This is a genomic window from Duganella sp. Leaf126 (assembly GCF_001423125.1).
In the GTDB taxonomy this organism is placed as follows: domain Bacteria; phylum Pseudomonadota; class Gammaproteobacteria; order Burkholderiales; family Burkholderiaceae_D; genus Rugamonas.
This window is the reverse complement of sequence record NZ_LMNW01000023.1, coordinates 318,525-340,074: the sequence shown is the minus strand read 5'-3', so window position 1 is coordinate 340,074 and position 21,550 is coordinate 318,525. Positions and strand designations below refer to the sequence as shown.

The window sequence follows — 21,550 nt, the reverse complement described above, 5'->3', positions numbered from 1 at the left end:
CTATTAGTTATTTTCATTCAAAAAGGATAAAAAATGAAAACCATTAAACACATGACTGCACTGGCCGGTCCGCTGGCCGCTGCCATGGCGCTGGCAAGCCTGGTCACGCTGGGCCTGACCGGGTGCGACGATGCGAACAGCAAGAATGCCCAGGCGCAAAGCCAGGCCCAGGCAGGACCACCGGTGTCGGCTGCTGCAGTGGTCGAGAAGACCCTGACCGAAACCCAGGAATTCTCGGGCCGGCTCGAGGCGATCGAGCAGGTGCAGATCCGGCCGCGCGTGGGCGGCTTCATCACCGCCATCAATTTCAAGCCGGGCAGCCAGGTCAAGAAGGGCGACGTGCTGTTCGTGATCGATGCGCGGCCGTTCCAGGCCGAGGCCAACCGCGCCGAAGCGGCCGCCACCTCGGCGCGCGCCAAGGCCGAATTGGCCAAGCTGGAAATGAACCGCGCCGACAAGCTGCTGGCCGACAAGGCCATCGCCCAGCGCGAGTTCGACGAACGCGCCTCGAACTTCAAGCAGCTCGACGCCGACGCCCGCGCCGCCCAGGCCCAGTATGAAGCGGCCAAGCTCAATCTCGACTACACCCGCGTGACGGCGCCGATCAGCGGCCGCGTGTCGAAGGCGGAAATCACGCTTGGCAACCTGGTCGATGCCTCGGCCGTGCTGACCTCGGTGGTCTCGCTGGAAAACATCTATGCCTCGTTCGACGGCGACGAAGAAACCTATCTGCGCGTGGGAGCAGCCGCCCACAAGGGCCAGCCGGCCGTGGTGCGCATCGGCCTGGCCAACGAAGAAGGTTTTCCGCACGAAGGCAAGCTCGAATTCGTCGACAACCAGCTCGACGCCCGCAGCGGTTCGGTGCGCATGCGCGCCCGCCTGGCCAACGACGACGGTGCGCTGGTGCCCGGCCTGTTCGCCCGCGTGCAGCTGGCCGGCTCCACTGGCGCCCGGCCGGTCATGCTGATCAACGACCGCGCCGTGAGCACCGACCAGAACCGCAAGTTCGTGTTCGTGGTCGGCGCCGGCAACAAGGCCGAATACCGCCCGGTCACGCTCGGTCCGCAAGTCGATGGCTTGCGCGTGGTGCGCTCGGGCCTGAAAGCGGGCGAGAAGATCGTTGTCAACGGCCTGCAGCGCGTACGTCCTGGTGCACCGATCACGCCGACCATGGTGGCGATGGATGCCGATCCGCTCGCTGCCAATGTCGCGCAGCCGGAAACCAGGAAAGATGAAAAAGTCGCCGCTGTCGCCAACGCGAAAGCCGGTACCACCAAGGAATAATTACAATGAACATCTCACGATTTTTTGTCGACAAGCCGATTTTCTCGGCCGTGCTGTCGATCATCATTTTTGTGGCCGGCCTGATCGCCATCTTCAAGCTGCCGATTTCCGAGTACCCGGACGTGGTGCCGCCGTCGGTGGTGGTGCGCGCCCAGTACCCGGGCGCGAACCCGAAGATCATCGCCGAAACCGTGGCCGCGCCACTGGAAGAGCAGATCAACGGCGTCGAGAACATGCTGTACATGTCCTCGCAAAACACGTCCGACGGCGCGCTGGCGCTGACCGTCACCTTCAAGATCGGCACCAACGTCGAGCAGGCCGAAACGCAGGTGCAGAACCGCGTCCAGCGCGCGTTGCCGCGCCTGCCCGAAGAGGTGCGCCAGATCGGTGTGACGACCGTCAAGTCGTCGCCCAATCTGACCATGGTGGTCCACCTGTCCTCGCCCAATGGCCGCTACGACGACCTGTACCTGCGTAACTACGCAGTACTGAACGTCAAGGACCAGCTGGCGCGCCTGCCCGGCATGGGCGAGGTGCAGCTGTTCGGTTCCGGCGACTATGCGATGCGCGTCTGGCTCGATCCGCAGAAAGTGGCGGCGCGCGGCCTGACCGCGGGCGACATCGTCGATGCGATCCGCGAGCAGAACGTGCAGGTCGCCGCCGGCGTGATCGGCCAGGGCCCGAGCAAGGGCGCCGACTTCCAGCTCACCGTCAATACCCAGGGCCGGCTGCAGAGCGAAGAAGAGTTCGGCAACATCGTGGTCAAGACCAATGCCGATGGCGGCGTCACGCTGCTCAAGGACGTGGCGCGCCTGGAAATGGGCTCGAACTCGTACGCGCTGCGCTCGCTGCTGAACAACAAGTCCGCTGCCGCGATCCCGATCTTCGAAGCACCGAACGCCAACGCGCTGCAGCTGTCGGCCGACGTGCGCGCCACCATGGAGCGCCTGTCGAAGGACTTCCCGGAAGGTGTCGCCTACGACATCGTCTATGACCCGACCCAGTTCGTGCGCGAGTCGATCCGCTCGGTGATCCATACTCTGGTCGAAGCGATCGTGCTGGTGGCGCTGGTGGTGATCATCTTCCTGCAAACCTGGCGCGCGTCCATCATTCCGCTACTGGCCGTACCGGTGTCGGTGGTCGGTACCTTTGCCGTGATGCTGGCCTTCGGCTTTTCGATCAACACGCTGTCGCTGTTCGGCCTGGTGCTGGCGATCGGCATCGTGGTCGATGACGCCATCGTGGTGGTGGAAAACGTCGAACGCAACATCCACGACGGCCTGTCGCCGCGCGACGCCACCATCCAGGCCATGAAAGAGGTCAGTGGTCCGATCATCGCGATCGCGCTGGTGCTGTGCGCCGTGTTCGTGCCGATCGCCTTTGTCTCCGGCCTGTCCGGCCAGTTCTACAAGCAGTTCGCGCTGACGATTGCCATCTCCACCGTGATTTCGGCATTCAGCTCGCTGACCCTGGCGCCGGCCCTCGCTGCCGCGCTGCTCAAACCGCACGACGCACCGAAAGACATCGTCACGCGTGGCATGGACAAGGTCTTCGGCGGTTTCTTCGGCTGGTTCAACCGCTTCTTCAACCGCGCCTCGCACAGCTACGAAAGCGGCGTGACCGGCGTGCTGAAACGCAAGGGCGCTTCGCTGGTGGTGTACGCGGTGCTCGCCGTGGCGGCCGGCTTCATGTTCAAGGTGGTGCCGCCGGGCTTCGTGCCGGCGCAGGACAAGCAGTACCTGATCGGCTTTGCGCAGCTGCCCGACGCCGCCTCGCTCGACCGCACCGACGCCGTGATCCGCAAGATGTCGGACATCGCCAAGGACATTCCGGGCGTGGCCAACTCGATCGCCTTCCCCGGCCTGTCGATCAACGGCTTCACCAATGCGCCGAACGCCGGCATCGTGTTCGTCGGCCTGTCCGACTTCCACCAGCGGACCGGCAAGGACCAGTCGGCCGAAGCCATCGCCGGCGAGATCAACAAGCGCATGGGCGCCATCGAAGGCGCCTTCGTGATGGTGCTGCCGCCACCGCCGGTCAACGGCCTCGGTACCACCGGCGGCTTCAAGCTGATGATCGAAGACCGCGACAACCTCGGTTACGACGCGCTGTACAAGGCAGTGCAGGCGGTGCAGGCCAAGGCGGCGACCAATCCCAAGCTGGCCGGCGTGTTCTCGAGCTACCAGATCAACGTGCCGCAGCTGTTTGCCGATATCGACCGCGTCAAGGCCAAGCAGCTCGGCGTGCCGCTCAACACGATCTACCAGACCTTGCAGATCAACCTCGGCTCGCTGTACGTGAACGACTTCAACCAGTTCGGCCGCACCTACCAGGTGCGGGTCCAGGCCGACCAGCAGTTCCGCTCGCACGCCGAGGACATGGGACAGCTCAAGGTGCGCAACGACCGTGGCGAAATGATTCCGCTGTCGTCGCTGATGCGGGTGAAGGACAGCTATGGCCCGGACCGCGTGCAGCGCTATAACGCCTTTGTCGCCGCCGAAGTCAATGGTGCGCCGGCCCCCGGCGTCTCGTCGGGCGAGGCCCAGGCCGAGATGACGAAAATCGTCGAGGAAGTGCTGCCAAAGGGGATCGGCTACGAATGGACGGAACTGGTCTACCAGGACATCCTGTCCGGTAACACCATGATGTACGTGTTCCCACTGTGCGTGCTGCTGGTGTTCCTGGTGCTGGCCGCCCAGTACGAAAGCTGGACCCTGCCGCTGGCGGTGATCCTGATCGTGCCGATGTCGATCCTGTGCGCGCTGATCGGCGTCAAGCTCACCGCCGGCGACAACAACGTCTTCACCCAGATCGCGCTGTTCGTGCTGGTGGGACTGGCGTCGAAGAACGCGATCCTGATCGTGGAATTTGCCCGCGAGCTGGAATTGCACGGCCGCACCATCGTCCAGGCAGCACTGGAAGCCTGCCGTCTGCGTCTGCGTCCGATCCTGATGACGTCGATCGCTTTCATCATGGGCGTGCTGCCGCTGGTGTTCTCGAGCGGCGCCGGTTCGGAGATGCGTCATGCGATGGGCGTGGCGGTATTTGCCGGCATGCTGGGCGTGACCTTCTTCGGCCTGTTCCTGACGCCCGTGTTCTACGTCCTGCTGCGCAATCTGTCGGTCAGGCTGGAAGGCAGGAAAACCGTGGCGGCCGGCCAGTCCGCCGCCACCGCACCAACTCTGGAAGGAACCCACTGATATGAACAAGCTGCACATGATCGCCCAAGGCGTCGCACCGGTACTGGCAGCACTGCTGATGACCGCCTGCGCCGCGCCCGAGTTCCGGCAACCGGCCATCGAGGTGCCGGCCGCCTTCAAGGAGGCGCAGGCGCCGCTGCCGGACCTGACCGTCCGCGTGCAAACCGCTGCCGACGGCAGCACCTGGAAACCGGCGCAGGCGGCCGAAGCGCAGCCGCGCGGCCAGTGGTGGCTGGCATTCAACGACCCGGCCTTGAATGAACTGATCGCCGAAGCCACCCGCGCCAATGCCAACCTGGCCGTGGCCGCCGCCCGCGTCAAGCAGGCGCGCGCCCTGGCCGGCGTGGCCGAGGCGGACCGCGTGCCGCAGGTGGGCGCCAACCTGGGCGCCCAGCGCCAGCGCGCATCGACACCGTCGCTGGGCCTGCCCGACGGCACGCCGGTCCGTCCCGCTAACGCCTACAATGCCGGCCTGTCGGCCAGTTACGAGGTCGATCTGTTCGGCCGCGTGGCGTCCAACGTGGCGGCGGCCCGCAACGACGCCGCCTCGGTCGAAGCGACTTACCGCTCGGTGCTGCTGTCGGTGCAGGCCGACGTGGCGCAGACCTATTTCCGGCTGCGCGCCACCGACGCCGAGCTGGAAACGCTGGCGCGCACCGTGCAGACGCGCGAAGAGGATGTCAAGGTCAACCAGCGCCGCTTCGACCTCGGCGACATCGGCGAATTCGACCTGTCACGCGCCAAGACCGAACTGGCGACCGCGCGCGCCGAAGCGATCGGCCTGCAGCAGCAGCGCGTGGCAGCCGAACATGCGCTGGCCGTCCTGCTGGGCAAACCGGCTGCCAGCTACAGTGCCGGCGCCAGCCCCTTGCTCGACAGCGCGCTGCTGCCGGTAATCCCGGCCGGCCTGCCGTCGTCGCTGCTCGAGCGCCGTCCCGACATCGCCGCTGCCCAGCGCACCATGGAAGCGGCCAACGCCCGCATCGGCGTGGCCCGTTCGGCCATGTTCCCGGCGCTGACGCTCAACGCCAGCGGCGGCGGTTCGGCTGCCGAGACGTTCTCCAACGTGTTCCAGTGGAGCAGCCGTTCCTGGCTGCTCGGCGCGTTGATGTCGATGCCGCTGATCGACGGCGGTCGCAACCAGGCCAATATCGCGCGCAGCGAAGCGGCGCTGGAAGAGTCGGTGGGCGCCTACCGCCAGAGCGTGCTGGTGGCGTTTGCCGAAGTCGAAGACAACCTGGCCGGTTTGCGCATCCTGGCCGGGCAGACCGCGCAGATCGATGCCGCGCTGGTATCGGCGCGGCGCTCGGCCGACCTGGCGCAGAAACTGTACGCGGCAGGCCGGTCCAGCTATATCGACCTGCTTGACGCGCAGCGCAACCTGGCCGCGGTCGAACGCAGCGCAGTCCAGCTGCGCGGCACCCGGGCCGTGACCACGGTGGCGCTGATCCGGGCGCTCGGCGGTGGCTGGGGCAGCGATGTTGCCGGCGACACGGTGGCAAACTTGCAGTAATGGCGTCACCTTTCCGGCGCCCCGCCATCGTTTGGACGGCGGAGCGCCGGCCTGCGCCCTGTTGCATGAATACGACCAACTGTTAAAAATATCGGTCAAAACTATATCCATGTAGAAACATTTCCGTGCGGCGACAGATAAAATGGCCTGCGTGACCAATAGTCACGCGAGCGACATCCACCATTTTTTCAAAGGACGCACGATGGACCAGGATTTTCATTACTACGGCACGTATTACGCCGCCCGCCAGGGCGGATTCGCGACCAATGACGCCACCCTGATCGCCAAGGCGGCCAATTTCGTCGACTTCTTCAACGAGAACGAATATGCGGCCTACTGGGCCCTCGTGCATGACACGGCCCCCACCGACAACTTCCGGGTGGCCGCCATCGTTGAAAATCCCCGCTACACGGTGCAGTACAGCAAAGCCGGCATGGCCGTGGCGCCCGAGGACGGCTTGTGGTGTTCGTTTCACTTCCCGCCCGGTAATTACGAAGCGCCGGCCGAAACGCCCAGCCATGAGGCCGTGCACGGCAAGGCGGTTGCTGCCGCGCTGCCGGGATTTTGCCAGCGCGATACCAACGCCGGGCTGGCGGCCGTGGCGGCGTACCAGGCGTCCCGCGTTCCCGATTTTAATTACGGCAAAATGTTGAACCGGCCCCAGAGTGCGCTGTCGCGCGAGCTGATCGTCGATACCATCCGCTGCGCTACCGACGAATCCCGGCTGGTCGCCATCCTCGACCATGCGGCGGGCGGCCGCGACATCCTCGACCATCAGCGCGAGGACAATCTGCGCCGCCTGCGCCTGATCCTGCTGGGGCTGCGCGCCCACGTGATTGCCGATACCTGGGCGCACCAGGATTTTAACGGGCTCAACAGCGTCCTCAATACCTATTGGGATGTCGACTACGATCCGTCGTCGTGGAGCCCGCTCAAGCAGGGTTACGGCCGCCAGGGGATCGACTACAACGACGGCACGGCAGGCTGGCGCAACCGCGTGCTCAGTGGCGTGAGCGCTTTCGTGGGCGAGCACAGGGAAGTGCTGAGCTTCATCGGCGGCATCGTCGGCACCGGCCCGGTGCAGGGTATCAGCGCCAATCTCGAGGCGGCGCCGAACGGCACGTCGTACCTGGGCCACGGCTGGATGGGGCATTTGCCCGATTTCAGCTTCGTCAAGTTCCGCTACAAGCCATGCTGGGCGAACCCGGCCCAGCCGCCGCTCGAGCGCGACAATCCACGCGAATTCCGCGCCGCCTGGATTGAGCTGGTCAGCATGTTTTCCCAGGCTGCCGGCAAGGGGCAGCTGGCGCTCGACGCGCAGTTCGACGCCGGCCTGCAAAAGGCGGTCAAGGCGATCGAAGAGCCGTTCGATCTCGAGCGTCGCGATCCCGCACGCGGCCATTCGGCCCGGGCCTGGCAGACGGCGTTCGGCGATCTGCCTGCCGATCTGCCCGATGCCAATGTCGAACCCGATCCACGCACCGTGCTCGCTGGCGTCGTCAGGAAAACCGATCACTCGGACCGCTTCGGCATCAGCTACATCAACGTGTACAGCGACCTCTACCTTTTCCAGATCGCTGCCGACTACCATTTCCATTTCGTCAGTCACTACCTGTCGCAGCAAGGCATCTACCGCTTCAACGGGTCGTGGTCGCAGCAGACCAGCGCGCTCAAGGGAGACCTGTCCGCGCTGTTTGCAGCCAAGGCAGTATGACGGCGCCGGTCGCAGGCTGAAAAAAAACGCCACCCGACAGGTGGCGTTTTTCGTGAAGCGGTGGGCGATTACTTGGCCGGCGTTGCAGCAGTGGTGTCGGCAGCTTCGGTCTTGGCCGCTTTTTCATGGGCCTTGGCCTTGGTTTTGTGCGCTTTGGCTTTCGCTTCAGCCTTGTCGGCTTTGGCATCGGCCTGGGCTACGGCGACGTCCTTGTTGGCTTCGGCTTCTGCCTTGGCTGCCTTGGCATCGGCCTTGATGTGGGCCTTGGTTTCCTTGGCGTTGGCTTTGGCATCAGCCTTGGCTTCCTTGGCTTCGGCCTTGACCGTTGCAGCTGCCGCTGGCGTTGCAGGTGCGGTGGCAGGGGTCTGGGCGAAAGCTGCGGTAGCGAACAGGCCTGCGATCACGGTAGCGATAATTTTTTTCATGATGAAGTTTCCTCGTTTCGTTTGATAGGGCCCGGGACCATTCCCGTGTCTCTGAGCGTAAAACGCGGCCCGATCCGGTGTCGTTGACGGCCTTTACAATCGCTTACATGTTCGCCATCGCACGGAATGCCGGCCGCGTCGCGCCTACGCTGGCACCATGACTTCTTCCCTCAAAACCTACCAGTCCAAGCGCGACTTCAGCGTCACGCCGGAACCGGCCGATGGCGGCGTCGTCGGCGAGCAGCTCTCGTTCGTGATCCAGAAGCACTGGGCCAGCCGCCTCCATTACGACTTCCGCCTGGAACTCGACGGCGTCATGATGAGCTGGGCTGTGCCCAAGGGGCCCAGTTACGACACCCATGACAAGCGCATGGCCGTGCACGTGGAAGACCATCCGATCTCGTACAACGACTTCGAGGGGACGATCCCGGCCAAGCAGTACGGGGCAGGGAAGGTGATCATCTGGGACAAGGGCAGCTGGCAGCCGGAAGGCGATCCGCGCCAGGGTCTGGCCGCCGGCAACCTCAAGTTCACCATGCACGGCCACAAGATGCACGGCCGCTGGGTGCTGGTGCGCATGCGCGGCAAGGGTGAAAAGCAGGAGCCGTGGCTGCTGATCAAGGAGAAGGACGATTACGCGCGCCCGGCCGCCGAATTCAGCGTGATCGATGAAATGCCCGACAGCGTGAAGGCGCTGCCGATGCCGGCCGGCGCAGGCCAGCCGACGCCAGCTGCCCGGAAGGCGGAGGCCAAGAAGGCAAAACCGGGGTCCGGGACAAAAGCGTCATTCAGCACGAAAGCGCCGCCCAAGGCTGACTTGCCGGAAAAGCTGTCGCCGCAGCTGGCCACACTGGTGGACGCACCGCCTTCGGATCCCGACGCCTGGCTGTTCGAGATCAAATTCGACGGCTACCGCATCCTGGCGCGGGTCGAGGGCAAAGACATCCGCCTGATCACCCGCAACGGCAACGACTGGACCCACAAGCTGCAACCGCTGCACAAGGCGCTGGCGGCCATGAAGCTGCCAACGGGCTGGTACGACGGCGAAATCGTGGTGCACGACGAGGCCGGGCGCCCCGACTTCGGCCTGCTGCAGAATGCGTTCGATGCCGAGGCGCCCGGCGACATCGTCTATTTCGTCTTCGACGCCCCGTTCCTCGACGGCCGCGATTTGCGCGACACGGCGCTCGAGGCGCGCCGGGCGGCGCTCGAAGCGGTCCTGGCCCAGCGGCCGAGCGACATGGTGCGCTACAGTGCCGCACTGGCGGCCGCGCCCGAAGACATGGTGGCCGCCGCCTGCAGCATGGGCCTGGAAGGCATCATCGGCAAGCGCCGCGATGCCGGCTACACGTCCCGGCGCAGCGGCAGCTGGATCAAGCTCAAATGCGGCCAGCGCCAGGAATTCGTCATCGGCGGCTACACCGATCCGCAAGGCGCGCGCAGCGGTTTCGGTTCGCTGCTGCTGGGCACCTACGACGCCGACGGCACCCTGCGCTACGCGGGCAATGTCGGCAGCGGTTTCGATGGCCAGGCGCTGCGCGCGCTGAAGGCGAAGATGGACAAGCTGACCAGCGCGACCAGTCCGTTTGCGCCCAGCCGCGAGATCGCGCGCAAGGCGCACTGGCTCAAGCCCGCGCTGGTGGCGGAGGTGGCGTTCGGCGAATGGACCAGTGCCGGCTCGATCCGGCACGCGGTGTTCAAGGGGCTGCGCAAGGATAAAAAGGCGTCGTCCATCGTGCGCGAGCGGCCTGCGCATCTGAAGGAGGAACCGGCGGTGACGGAGAAGCAACCGATGGTGCAGGGCAAGCTGCCCGCAGCACTGAAAGTGACCCACGCGGACCGCGTGATCGACAAGCACAGCGGCGCCACCAAGATGGACCTGGTGCGCTATTACGCGCTGGTCGGCGCGCTGATGCTGCCGCACCTGAAAGGTCGTCCCGTGTCGCTGGTGCGCGCGCCGGCCGGCGTCGGTGGCGAGCTGTTTTTCCAGAAGCATGCGGAGACCGACAAGATGGACGGCATCAAAAGCCTGGCGCAGTCGCTCGATCCCGGCCACGCGCCGATGCTGGAAGTGGCGTCGCAAAAGGGCCTGCTGTCGGCAGCCCAGTGGAACGTGGTGGAACTGCACACGCAGAACGCCAGTGCCAGCTCGTACGACAAGCCCAACCGCATGGTGTTCGACCTCGATCCGGGCAAGGGCGTGGCCTGGCAGCAGGTGCAGGAGGCGGCCACGCTGATGAAGGCGTTTCTCGACCACCTCGGCTTGCCAGCCTTTCTGAAAACCAGCGGCGGCAAGGGCCTGCACGTGGTGGTGCCGATCCGCCCCCACTATGGCTGGGATGAAGTGAAGGCATTTTCGCAAGCCATCGTGGCCCACATGGCACACAACATCGGCGAGCGCTTCGTGCTCAAAAGCGGACCGGCCAACCGGGTCGGGAAAATCTTCATCGACTACCTGCGTAACGGTCGCGGTGCGACCACGGCCTGCGCCTGGTCGGTGCGCGCGCGGCCCGGACTGGGGATTTCGGTGCCGGTCGGCTGGGAAGAGCTGGGAGACTTGCACGGCGGCGACCACTGGACCGTGGCCACCGTGCACACCCGGCTCGACGTCGGCAACACGCCGTGGGAGGGCTATGCCAAGGCAGCCATCGGCCTGGCCGCGGCGATGAAGATGATGGATTTTAAGCCCGGCGCACGCTAGGGGCGGGTTCCGCAGCAGCCGGCTGCCGCCGTGCAGCTGGCACCGCAGACACCGGTGCAGTCATCTGCGCTTCGCTGGCGCCGGCACCAGCTTGCCTGTCATGCCGACAGCGCGACCGGCCTGATGCTCGCGCACCGTTCCATACCGGATCGCGCCAACTGGTGCGAATCGTCGCAATCGTGCGCAACCGGGTGCAACCGGGTGCAACCACGCCCCAGCGCGCCACGTTGCCTATCCACGGTGCAGGGCGCCGCTCACTGGTGGCCCGCGATGTCGCCCGCGATGTCGCCCTCGATGTCGCCTTGAATGACGGCCTGGATGCCGCGTTCAGGCCGCCTTGCGCGTCGCGCCGTGTTTGGCTCCGGCCTTGCCGGCGCCGGCCGTCCTGGCGGCTTTGGCGGTCGCGGTCTTGCCGGATTTGCCCGCTGTGCTCTTGTCCGCCGTGCTCTTGCCCGCCGCTTTTGCCGGCGACGCCCGCTTGCGCGGCGCCGGCGCCTCGTCGGCCGCCTTGTCTTTAGCCGCGCCCTTGGCCGGCCGCTTGCCCAGGCTGTCCTGCAGCAGCGCCACCAGGTCCACCACGTTCGACGAGCGGGGCGCCTTGCGTTCCGGCTCCGGTGCGGTCAGGGTCTTGGTCTGGCCCGCCTTGATCTTTTTCTTCACCAGCGCCATCACATCTTCCTGGTACGTGTCGTGGTACTGGGACGGCTTCCATTCTTCGCTCATGCCTTCGACCAGCGACAGCGCCATGGTCAGTTCCTTGTCGCTGATGCCGGCGCCCTTGAGCGTGGCAGGCGGCAGCTTGAGGTCTTCGCTGTCGCGGATCTCGGTGTCGAAGCGCAGCGTGTTGAGGACGATCTTGTCGTCCATGCAGACCAGCGCGCACAGGTGCTGGCGGGTGCGGATCACCACGGTGGCGATGCCGATCTTGCCTGCCTTGCGCAAGGTTTCGCGCAGCAGCGCATACACCTTGGCGCCGCCCTTCGATGGCGCCAGATAATAAGGATGTTCGTAGTAGGTGAGCGGCACGTCGGCCGCATCGACGAACGCCTGGATATCGATGGTCTGGGTCGCTTCGACGTTGGCGCGCTTGAGGTCCTCGTCGGTCAGCACCACGTACTCGCCATCTTCGTACTCGTAACCCTTGACGATGTCGTCCCACTCGACATCCTTGCCGGTCTTCTTGTTGTAGCGCTTGTAGCCCACGGGCGAAAAGTCGCGCCGGTCCAGCATCGACAGGTCCAGCCCGTGCTCCTGCACTGCCGTGTACAGGTCCACCGGGATGTGCACCAGGCCGAAGCTGATGGCGCCTTTCCACAACGCGCGGGCGGCCACCGTCAGCTCCCCACCGAGCCGGTGACCGGCAGCACGATGCCGCTGATGTAGCTGGCGCAGCAGGGCGCGGCCAGGAACACGTAAGCGGGCGACAGTTCCTGCGGCTGGGCGGGACGGCGCATGTCGGACTGCGAACCGAATTCGGTGATCTTGTCCGGCGACTGGTCGGCCGGATTGAGCGGGGTCCAGACCGGACCGGGCGCCACGGCGTTGACGCGGATGCCCTGGTCGAGCAGGCTCGAGGCGAGCGACATGGTGAAGGCGTGGATGGCGCCCTTGGTGGTCGAGTAGTCGATCAGCTGCGACGACCCCTTGAGGCCGACGACCGAACCGGTATTGATGATGGAGCCGCCTTTTTTCAGGAACGGCACCACCGCCCGCGCCATGTGGAAGTAGCCATAGACATTGGTCTTCATGGTCATGTCGAAGCGTTCCTCGGTCAGGTCGGCGATGCTGTCCGCGTGCTCCTGGAAGGCGGCGTTGTTGACCAGGATGTCGAGCCGGCCGTAACGGTCATGCACCTGCTGCGCCACATCGCGGCAGAACTGCGCATCGCGCACGTCGCCGCGTATCAGCAGGCAGCTGCGGCCTTCCGCTTCCACATAGCGCTTGGTGTCGATCGCATCCTGGTCTTCGTCCAGATAGACGATGGCCACATCGGCGCCTTCGCGTGCATACAGCACTGCCACCGCGCGGCCGATGCCCGAGTCGCCGCCGGTGATGATGGCGGCCATGCCGTCGAGCTTGCCGCTGCCGCGGTAGTCGGGCGCCATGAATTCCGGCTGCAGCGCCATCTGCGCTTCGAGCCCGGGCTTGGCCAGGTGCTGGGCCGGCAGCGGCGTGCCGGGGTAGTCGTGGCCGGTGGTCTGCACCGGTCCCTGGCGCTCGCCCGACCGCTGTCTGGCCTGGTCGGCCTGGTCCTGCCGCTGCTGGATGTCGCGCTGCTCGCTGGCGGTGCCGGCGCCGCTGCTGTTGCCCTGGTGATGTTGTTGCTGCTGTTGATTCACATTCTGGTTGTATTGCTGGTCCATGATGCCTCCGGGTCCGGTGAATAACCAGTATTCGCGCCGCGCCATCGACTGACGGTGCGTTCTTTCACACATGCCCGAGAAACGGGCAATACGGCCGCCTTATGCGGTTTTCACATGAGCAAATGCAGAAAATGCATTTGGCGCTGGACCGCCAACCCTGCATCGCGTACGCTGTCGCTTTCCCCGTTTCCATGACGACGCATGCTGCATTGGTTGAAGCACTACCGGCGCGCGCTGCTGCCCGGCGATCTGAGCGCCGGTCTGGTGGTGGCCATGATGATGATCCCGCAGGGCATGGCCTACGCCATGGTGGCCGGCCTGCCGCCGGTGGTGGGGCTCTACGCCAGCATCATGCCGCCCGTGATATACGCGCTGTTCGGCAGCAGCATGACGCAGTCGGTCGGCCCGATGGCCATCATTTCGCTGATGACGGCGGCCGCCATCGGCCCGCTGGCGCCCGTCGGCTCGACCCTGGCCACGGTACTGGCCGCGCAGCTGGCGCTGGTGGCCGGCGCCACCTTGCTGCTGTGCGGGCTGCTGCGCATGGGTTTTCTCGCCAATTTCTTCTCGCGCCCCGTGATGAGCGGCTTTACGGTCGGCTCGGGGCTGGTGATCGCGTTCGACCAGCTGCACACGCTGCTGGGTGCTCCCGTCGCCGAGGCGCTGCAGCTGCGTGTGCACCTGCCCAGCGCCGTACTGGGCGTGGGCGCGCTGGTGCTGCTGGTACTGGCGCGCCGCTACCTGGCGCGGCTGCTGCGCGCCTGCGGGGTGCCGGCAGTGGCGGCCGATATCGGCGCCAGGCTGGCGCCGATGCTGGTGGTGCTGGGCGGGATCGCCCTGATGGCGGGCACCGGCCTGCACGACCTGGGCGTGCGCACCACCGGCGCGGTTCCGGCCGGGCTGCCGCGACTGAACCTCGCCACCTCGAGCACCCACTGGCCCGCGCTGCTGCAACCGGGTCTCCTGATCGGCTTCATGGTATTCCTGATGTCGATGTCGGCGGCGCAGTCGCTGGCGCTCAAGCGCAATGAAAAGCTGGTCAGCAACCACGAACTGATCGGCCTGGGCGCCGCCAACGTGGCCAGCGCGCTGTCGGGCGGTTTTCCCGTGACCGGCAGCCTGTCGCGCTCCGCCGTCAATTTCGCGGCCGGCGCCAACACCCCGCTGGCCAGCCTGATCACGGCCGCCCTGCTGGCCGCCGCGCTGATGGCGCCCACCGGCTGGCTGGCGCTGCTGCCGCTGCCGGTGCTGGCGGCCACCATCATCGTCGCCGTGCTGGGCATGCTGGAACTGGACATCCTGCGCACCGCCTGGTCGTACGACCGCAGCGACGTGCTGGCGTGGTGCGCCACCTGCCTGGGCGTGCTGGTGCTGGGGGTGGAAGCCGGCGTGATCGTGGGCGTGGCGCTGTCGATGGGCACCCTGATCTGGCGCGCCAGCCGCCCGCATATCGCGGTACTGGGCCGCATCGCCGGCAGCGAGCATTTCCGCAATATCGAGCGCTACCCGGCCGCCACCCGGCCCGGGCTGCTGATCCTGCGCATCGACGCCAATCTGTTCTTCGGCAACGTGGAAGCGGTCAGCGAGCGCATCGAATGCGAGCTGCGTACCCACCAGAGTGCGCGCGACCTGCTGCTGGTGATGTCGGCGGTCAGCTCGATCGATACGACGGCCCTGTATGCGCTGGCGGAACTGAACCAGAGCCTCAGGCGCCGCCATATCGGCCTGCACCTGGCCGAGGTGAAGGGGCCGGTCATGGACCGGCTGCGCCACAGCGACCTGCTGCGCGACCTGCACGGCAAGCTGTATCTGAGCACGGCGATGGCCTGCGACGACCTCGAGCACCGGGCGCCGCGATCAGGTGTGGCGAAAACCGACTGAGCCAGCAGCAATACGCATGGACTTCGGCCCGGTTTGACCCTATCATCGAGTGCGCTGGTTGAATTTTTATTCATGCCCGACACCCGACACCCGACGCCCACTCCCGTTAACCGCTACCCAGATTTCGCCGATAGCCGCCGATGTTGCAAAGACTTGCCCGCTACGCGGGACGCATTTCGATCGCCACCTTCGTCAGCGTCACCCTGACCGCCGTCGTCACGCTGGTACTGGCCACCTTCGCGCTGTATTTCTACTCGCTCGAACGCGAGCAGCGCTGGGAGCAGCTGCGCAAGACGCTGGCCAACAGCGCCGAAGAACTGGCCGCCGCCGTGGCGCTGCCGGCCTGGAATTTCGACGACAACCAGATCACCACCATCCTCAAGAGCGGCTTGAGCAACCGCGACCTGTATGCGGGCGCGGTGGTGCCGGCCACCGGCGGCAAGGTCTTCATCCTCGCCCGCGACGCCCAGGGGCAGCTGCGGGAAGCGAGCCGCTTGCCCGACCATCCCGACCTGCTGTCCGAACGGCGCAACATCATCGCCGCCGGCCAGCTGATCGGCGTGATCACCGTGTATGCGTCGCCGGAAGCGCTGATCGAGCAGCTGCGCCAGCGCCTGTACACGATCGTCGGCATGATTTTCGTGCTCGACGTGACGCTGGTGTTCTGCCTGTACCTGCTGCTCTCGCAGCTGATCTTCCGGCCGATCACCACCATCGAGCGCTACGCCGCCAATGTCAAGGCCGGCCAGAACCCGGGCGCCTTGCCGCCGCGTGCGTGGTTTTTCGGCGAGTTGCGCACCCTGAACGCCTCGATCCGCGAAATGGTGCAACTGATGGACAGCCGCTACAAGGCCATGCACGACAGCGAGGAGCGGCTGCAGATCGCCAGCAGCGCGGCGTCGATCGGCATCTGGGACTGGAATATCCACAGCGACAAGATGGTGTGGGACGAGCAGATGTGCCTTTTGTACGGCTACCCGGACGGCCTGCCGGCAGGCGACGGCACGGCCATGGAAAGCTGGCTGTCCAGGCTGCACCCCGACGACATGCTGCCGGTGCGCGAGCTGCTCACGCGGGCGCTCAACGGTGCGGCCGATTTCGACAGCAACCACCGCGTGCTGTGGCCGGACGGCTCGGTGCACTACCTGAGCGGAGAAGCGGTGATCTTCCGCGACCGCGATGGCAGCCCCGTGCGCATGGTGGGCGTGTGCTACGACGTCACCGAGCAGAAGCGGGCGGAGCAGGAGCTGCGCCGCCACCGCATCCACCTCGAGGACCTGGTGACCGAGCGCACCAACGCGCTGTCGGTCGCGGTGCGCCAGGCGCAGGCGGCCAACCAGGCCAAGAGCATCTTCCTGGCCAACATGAGCCACGAGCTGCGCACGCCGCTCAATTCGGTGATCGGCTTTTCGCGCCTGATGGCCGACTCCAAGCACATGCTGCCGGAGGAAAAACGCAACCTCGCCATCATCCACCACTCGGGCGAACACCTGCTCACGCTGATCAACGCGATCCTCGAACTGTCGCGCATCGAGGCCGGACGCGCCACCCTGCAGACCGAGGCGGTCAGCATCGCCGACGTGCTGCAGGAAGTGATGGACATGGTCAGCATGCGCGCGGTCCAGAACGGCGTGCGGCTCACGCTGGAGGCGGCCGGCCTGCCGCCGGGCGTGCAGCTCGACGGCACCAAGCTGCGCCAGGTGCTGCTCAACCTGATGTCGAACGCGGTCAAGTTCACCGGCCAGGGCAATGTCACCTTGCGCGCGGCCGGCGCGCTGCTCGAGCACGACCAGTGCGAACTGGCGTTTGCCGTGATCGACGATGGTCCCGGCATCTCGCCGGTGGACCAGGCGCGCATTTTCGAGCCCTTTATCCAGGCCCGCGGCCCGGACGCCAAGGAGGGCACGGGGCTGGGGCTGACCATTTCGCGGGAATTCGTGCAGCTGATGGGCGGCGTGCTGACGGTGCAGTCGGCGGCCGGCGCCGGCGCCACGTTCCGCTTTGCCATTCGCGCGCCGCTGACCGATGCGGCGCCACCGGCGCGCGCGGGCGCCGACGGCCGCTTCGGCACGCCGGACGACCATGCGCGGCGGCTGCTGGCCGCGGGCGCGGCTGGCGCCTCCGACGCCAATTACGCCAACCAGGCCGCGCCGCTGGCCGCGGCCGACCTGGCGCAGCTGGCGCCGGCGCTGCGCGCCCAGCTCAAGGCAGCCTTGCAGGAACTGAACCTGGCGCGCGTGGCGCTGCTGCTCGAACCGCTGCCTGCCGCGCTGCGCGGCGTGGTGGCGGGCATCGAACACATGGTGCGGCTGCACCAGTACCCGCAGCTGTGCACCCTGCTGGACCAGGCTGGAGCACCCGACCGTTGAAGTATATGATAGCGTTCAACCCATCACAGGCGCGATAGAGAATATGCACCGGGATTTATCGGAATCACCTACCAAGGGCGAAGTGCTGATCGTGGAAGACACGCCGGCCTCGCTCAAGCTGCTCAGCGACCTGCTGACCGAGGCCGGCTACGCCGTGCGCCAGGCGCCCAACGGCGAGCTGGCGCTGTGGACCGCGCAATCGCGCCCGCCGGAACTGATCCTGCTCGATGTGCGCATGCCCGGCATCGACGGCTTCGAGGTGTGCCGGCGCCTGAAGGAATCGCCCCAGCTGCGCCAGGTGCCGGTGATCTTCCTCTCGGCCCAGCACGACACGGACGACAAGGTGCGTGGCTTTGCACTGGGCGCGGTGGACTTCATCGCCAAGCCGTTCCAGGCCGAGGAAATCCTGGCCCGGACCGATGCCCACGTGCGCCTGGGCCGCGCCCAGAATGCGCTGGCGCTCGAGCGCGCCACGCTCGAGCAGCGCGTGGCCGAGCGCACCGCGGAGCTGGCGCGCGAAGTGGAACAGCGCCGCGCCAACGAGGAATTCATGCGGCTCTCGGCGCGCGTGTTCGAGGCCACGCGCGACGCCATCGTCGTCACCGATCCGCAGGCGAACATCGTCGCCACCAACCCCGCCTTTACGCAGATTTCCGGCTACACGCGCGAGGAAGTGCTGGGGCACAGCATCACCATGCTGCACGCGGGCGAACAGGATGCCGCCAATCTGGCCGCCATCGTGCAGGCCGTGGTGCACAGCGGCCACTGGTCCGGCGAACTGCTGGCGCGGCGCAAGAACGGCGAAACCTACCCGGGGCTGCTCAGCGCCTCCACGCTGCGCAACGAGGCGGGCGAAGTGACCAACCACGTGGCGCTGTTCCTCGATATCACCGAGCGCAAGGCCGAGCAGCACCTGATCGATTTCCTGTCCCACCACGACGCCCTGACCGGGCTGCCCAACCGGCTGCTGGCGCGCCAGCGCTTCGAACAGGCGCTGGCCGGTGCGCGCCGCGACGGCCGCTGCGTGTCGGTGCTGTGCCTGGACCTGGACCGCTTCCGCAGCATCAACGACTCGTACGGTCACGAAGTGGGCGACAAGGCCTTGCAGGTTGTGTCGCACTTTCTCACCGAGGCTGTGCGCGAAGGCGATATCGTCACCCGCCAGGGCGGCGACGAGTTCCAGATCGTGGTGCAGGATGACGCCGAGCTGGGCGCCACCGTGGCGCTGGCGCAGAAAATCCTGGCCGGCCTGCGCCGCGAGCTGGTGATCGACGGCCAGCAGATCATGGTCACCGCCAGCATCGGCATCGCCGTCAGCCTCACCGACGGCGACAGCTTCGACGAACTGGTCCGCAACGCCGACACGGCGCTCTACCGCGCCAAGGAAACCGGGCGCGACAACTACGCCTTTTTCACGGAACGGATGGATGCCGCGATCCGCGACAAGCTGGCGATCCAGAGCCAGCTGCGCGGCGCCATCGCCCGCAACGAGTTCGAAGTCCACTACCAGCCGCAGATGTCGCTCCACGACGGCAAGCTGGCCGGCGCCGAAGCGCTGCTGCGCTGGAATAACGCGGTGCTGGGGCGGGTGCCGCCGAACCGCTTCATTCCGCTGGCCGAGGAATATGGCCTGGTCAATTCCATCGGCGACTGGGTGCTCGAGAGTGTGTGCGCGCAAATCCGCGTGTGGCAGGACCAGGGCCTCGGCGAAATCAAGGTGGCGGTCAACCTGGCCGCCAGCCAGTTCGCCAACGACGCCACCGTGCCTTACGTGGAAAGCACGCTGCGCCGCTTCGGCATCGCGCCGTCCTGCCTCGGCCTCGAGATCACCGAGGGAACCGTGATGGGCGACCCGGACAAGGCGGTGGCGGCGCTGCACCGGCTCAAGGACATCGGCGTCTCGATTTCGCTCGACGATTTCGGCACCGGTTATTCGAGCCTCGGCTACCTCAAGCGCTTCCCGATCGACACCCTGAAGATCGACAAGTCGTTCGTCGACGACGTCACCACCAGCGCCAGCGATGCGGCAATCGCGTTGTCGGTGATCTCGCTGGCGCACAACCTGAACATGCAGGTGATCGCCGAGGGCGTGGAAACGCGCGAGCAGGTGCAATTTCTGACCGAGCGCGGATGCGACGAGATGCAGGGATATTTTTTCAGCCGTCCGGTCAGCGCCGACGAATTTACCGCATTGCTGCGCGAGCGGCGCAACCTGTTCGACCTCTAGGAGCTTTATGCACAAGACATCCAGCACCATCGCCGGCCTGGTGGCCGGCGCCTGCCTCGCCATGGCGCTGCCAACGCCTGCTGCGGCAGCGACGGTTTTCCCGACGACTGCAGCAACGGCAGCAACGGCGGCCGCCAGGCCCGGACCGGCCGACGCCCGCTTCAAGGCCATCTACACCGAAGAACTGAAGTGGCGCCACATGCAGCAGCAGGAAAGCGACGAGGACGACGACAACGGCGTGACCGCCACGCTGCCGCGCATCGATGCGGCCACCCAGGCCAAACGGCTGGCGTACTGGCAGGGCGTGCTGAAAAAACTCGACGGCATCGCGCCGGCCAGCCTGTCGGCGGAAGAGCAGATCAACTACCAGGTGTACCAGGCGCAGATCGCGGCGCTGGTGGCCGAGATCGCTTTCCGCGAATACGAAAAGCCGCTCAACGCCGATACCGCGTTCTGGTCCAACCTGGCCTACAGTGCGCGCCGCCCGATGACGACCGAGAAGGAATACCGGGCCTACATCCAGCAGCTCGGCGATGTGCCGCGCTACTTTGACGACGAGATCGTCAACATGCGCGCCGGCCTGGCGCGCGGCTTCACGCCGCCCAAGGTAACGCTGGTGGGCCGCGACGCCTCGATCGCGTCGGTAGCCGAGGCGAAGACGCCGCAGGACAGTATTTATTACGAACCGTTCAAGACCATGCCGGCCACCATGCCGGCCGCCTTGCAGGACGAATTGCGCGCGCAGGGTGTGACGGTGATCGCCACGGCCGTGCAGCCGTCGTTCGTCAAGCTGCTCGGCTTCATGCGCAACGAGTATGCGCCGAAGGCGCGCGAAGACCTGGCTGCGGAAAGTCTGCCGGACGGCAAGGCGTATTACCAGTCGAAGATCGTCGAATTCACGACCACCAGCCTGAGCGCGGATGCGATCCACCAGATCGGGCTGGCGGAAATGGCCAAGATCCGCGCCGAAATGCAGGCCGTGATCGTGCAGACCGGTTTCAAGGGCGACCTGCCCGCATTTCTGACCTTCTTGCGCACCGACCCGCAGTTCTATGCCAAGACGCCGGAAGAGCTGCTGATGCGCTCCGCCTGGGTGGCCAAGAAGTTCGACGGCAAGGTGGCCCAGTACTTCGGCTACCTGCCGCGCCGCCGCTTCGCCATCATCCCGGTGCCGGCCGACCAGGCGCCGTTCTACACCTCGGGGCGCGGCGGTCCGGGCGTCTACCTGGTGAACACGTATGACCTGCCATCGCGCGCGCTCTACAGCATGCCGGCGCTGACCCTGCACGAATCGGCGCCGGGCCACGCGTTCCAGATGCCGATCGCAACCGAACAAAAGGGCCGGCCGGCATTCCGCAACGCTTATATCTCCGCCTACGGCGAGGGGTGGGCGCTGTACTGCGAACGCCTGGGCGCCGAGATGGGCATCTACGAGACGCCGTACGAAACCTTCGGCATGCTCAGTTACCAGGCCTGGCGCGCCGCCCGCCTGGTGGTCGATACCGGCATCCACAGCAAGGGCTGGACCCGCAAGCAGGCGCAGGACTACCTGCGCGCCAACACGGCGCTGTCGGACCATGAAATCGAGACCGAGGTCGATCGCTACATCTCGTGGCCGGGCCAGGCGCTGTCGTACTACCTGGGCCAGATGAGCATCATCAAGGCGCGCCGCAAGGCGGAAGCGGCGCTGGGCCAGAAGTTCGACATCCGCAACTTCCACGACACCGTGCTGCAACTGGGCTCGGTGCCGCTGCCGGTGCTGGAAAGCCGTATCGACCAGTTCATCAAGGATGGCGGCAAGAGCCCGTATCCGTCGCTCGATTGATGGGCATAGTGATAATGTGTGCATTTTGAGAGAGCGGGATGCAGTAAC

General features: G+C 65.9%; 12 protein-coding genes. 9 read left to right on the top strand and 3 right to left on the bottom strand.

Translation table 11 applies throughout. From position 1 onward, the window contains the following. Positions 1–33: 33 nt before the first annotated feature. The 4 genes from ASF61_RS12700 (at position 34) to ASF61_RS12685 (ending at position 7,711) form a co-directional block, all read left to right on the top strand. Positions 34–1,284, top strand: coding sequence for an efflux RND transporter periplasmic adaptor subunit (locus ASF61_RS12700; protein WP_056156335.1), 1,251 nt, complete (start codon positions 34–36; stop codon positions 1,282–1,284). A 5-nt stretch (positions 1,285–1,289) separates the two neighbouring features. Continuing rightward, positions 1,290–4,484: an efflux RND transporter permease subunit gene (locus tag ASF61_RS12695; RefSeq protein ID WP_056156333.1), complete on the top strand. Its 3,195-nt coding sequence runs from the start codon at positions 1,290–1,292 to the stop codon at positions 4,482–4,484. 1 nt (position 4,485) lies between these two features. Beyond that, positions 4,486–5,997 (top strand): efflux transporter outer membrane subunit, encoded by a 1,512-nt coding sequence (locus tag ASF61_RS12690; protein WP_056156331.1) that lies wholly within the window; start codon positions 4,486–4,488, stop codon positions 5,995–5,997. 202 nt (positions 5,998–6,199) lie between these two features. Beyond that, the gene (locus ASF61_RS12685; protein ID WP_156369582.1) at positions 6,200–7,711 is read left to right on the top strand and encodes a DUF6765 family protein; all 1,512 of its coding nucleotides are present in this window, start codon (positions 6,200–6,202) and stop codon (positions 7,709–7,711) included. Positions 7,712–7,779: 68 nt separating this feature from the next. On the opposite strand, the gene ASF61_RS12680 is transcribed toward ASF61_RS12685, so the two are convergent. Next, a complete protein-coding gene (locus ASF61_RS12680; protein ID WP_056156326.1) occupies positions 7,780–8,136 on the bottom strand; it encodes a hypothetical protein in 357 nt (118 codons plus the stop codon). A 157-nt stretch (positions 8,137–8,293) separates the two neighbouring features. Here ASF61_RS12680 and ligD point away from each other — a divergent pair, with 157 nt between their 5' ends. Then, a complete protein-coding gene (gene ligD / locus ASF61_RS12675; RefSeq protein WP_056156324.1) occupies positions 8,294–10,837 on the top strand; it encodes a DNA ligase D in 2,544 nt (847 codons plus the stop codon). 327 nt (positions 10,838–11,164) lie between these two features. Here ligD and ASF61_RS12670 read toward each other — a convergent pair whose 3' ends face one another. Both ASF61_RS12670 and ASF61_RS12665 read right to left on the bottom strand, forming a co-directional pair. After that, the gene (locus ASF61_RS12670; protein ID WP_056156322.1) at positions 11,165–12,169 is read right to left on the bottom strand and encodes a Ku protein; all 1,005 of its coding nucleotides are present in this window, start codon (positions 12,167–12,169) and stop codon (positions 11,165–11,167) included. A gap of 2 nt (positions 12,170–12,171) precedes the next feature. Next, the gene (locus ASF61_RS12665) at positions 12,172–13,200 is read right to left on the bottom strand and encodes an SDR family oxidoreductase (RefSeq protein WP_156369581.1); all 1,029 of its coding nucleotides are present in this window, start codon (positions 13,198–13,200) and stop codon (positions 12,172–12,174) included. Between the two features lie 201 nt (positions 13,201–13,401). On the opposite strand from ASF61_RS12665, the gene ASF61_RS12660 reads away from it, so the two are divergent. The 4 genes from ASF61_RS12660 (at position 13,402) to ASF61_RS12645 (ending at position 21,502) form a co-directional block, all read left to right on the top strand. Beyond that, complete coding sequence (locus tag ASF61_RS12660; protein WP_056156319.1) at positions 13,402–15,081, top strand: SulP family inorganic anion transporter; 1,680 nt, start codon at positions 13,402–13,404, stop codon at positions 15,079–15,081. 140 nt (positions 15,082–15,221) lie between these two features. Then, the gene (locus tag ASF61_RS12655; RefSeq protein WP_056156317.1) at positions 15,222–17,450 is read left to right on the top strand and encodes an ATP-binding protein; all 2,229 of its coding nucleotides are present in this window, start codon (positions 15,222–15,224) and stop codon (positions 17,448–17,450) included. Between the two features lie 43 nt (positions 17,451–17,493). Next, positions 17,494–19,677, top strand: a complete 2,184-nt coding sequence (locus ASF61_RS12650; protein WP_056156314.1) for an EAL domain-containing protein — start codon at positions 17,494–17,496, stop codon at positions 19,675–19,677. A 7-nt stretch (positions 19,678–19,684) separates the two neighbouring features. Continuing rightward, positions 19,685–21,502 carry a DUF885 family protein gene (locus ASF61_RS12645; protein WP_056156312.1) on the top strand — a complete coding sequence of 606 codons (1,818 nt, stop codon included), beginning with the start codon at positions 19,685–19,687 and terminating at the stop codon, positions 21,500–21,502. The last annotated feature ends 48 nt before the right edge of the window (positions 21,503–21,550 follow it).

Bases quoted from the DNA above. Each gene is read 5' to 3' on its own strand.
- ASF61_RS12700 (WP_056156335.1), top strand. From the start codon at position 34: ATGAAAACCATTAAACACATGACTGCACTGGCCGGTCCGCTGGCCGCT.
- ASF61_RS12695 (WP_056156333.1), top strand. From the start codon at position 1,290: ATGAACATCTCACGATTTTTTGTCGACAAGCCGATTTTCTCGGCCGTG.
- ASF61_RS12690 (WP_056156331.1), top strand. From the start codon at position 4,486: ATGAACAAGCTGCACATGATCGCCCAAGGCGTCGCACCGGTACTGGCA.
- ASF61_RS12685 (WP_156369582.1), top strand. From the start codon at position 6,200: ATGGACCAGGATTTTCATTACTACGGCACGTATTACGCCGCCCGCCAG.
- ASF61_RS12680 (WP_056156326.1), bottom strand. From the start codon at position 8,136: ATGAAAAAAATTATCGCTACCGTGATCGCAGGCCTGTTCGCTACCGCA.
- ligD (WP_056156324.1), top strand. From the start codon at position 8,294: ATGACTTCTTCCCTCAAAACCTACCAGTCCAAGCGCGACTTCAGCGTC.
- ASF61_RS12665 (WP_156369581.1), bottom strand. From the start codon at position 13,200: ATGGACCAGCAATACAACCAGAATGTGAATCAACAGCAGCAACAACAT.
- ASF61_RS12660 (WP_056156319.1), top strand. From the start codon at position 13,402: ATGCTGCATTGGTTGAAGCACTACCGGCGCGCGCTGCTGCCCGGCGAT.
- ASF61_RS12655 (WP_056156317.1), top strand. From the start codon at position 15,222: ATGTTGCAAAGACTTGCCCGCTACGCGGGACGCATTTCGATCGCCACC.
- ASF61_RS12650 (WP_056156314.1), top strand. From the start codon at position 17,494: ATGCACCGGGATTTATCGGAATCACCTACCAAGGGCGAAGTGCTGATC.
- ASF61_RS12645 (WP_056156312.1), top strand. From the start codon at position 19,685: ATGCACAAGACATCCAGCACCATCGCCGGCCTGGTGGCCGGCGCCTGC.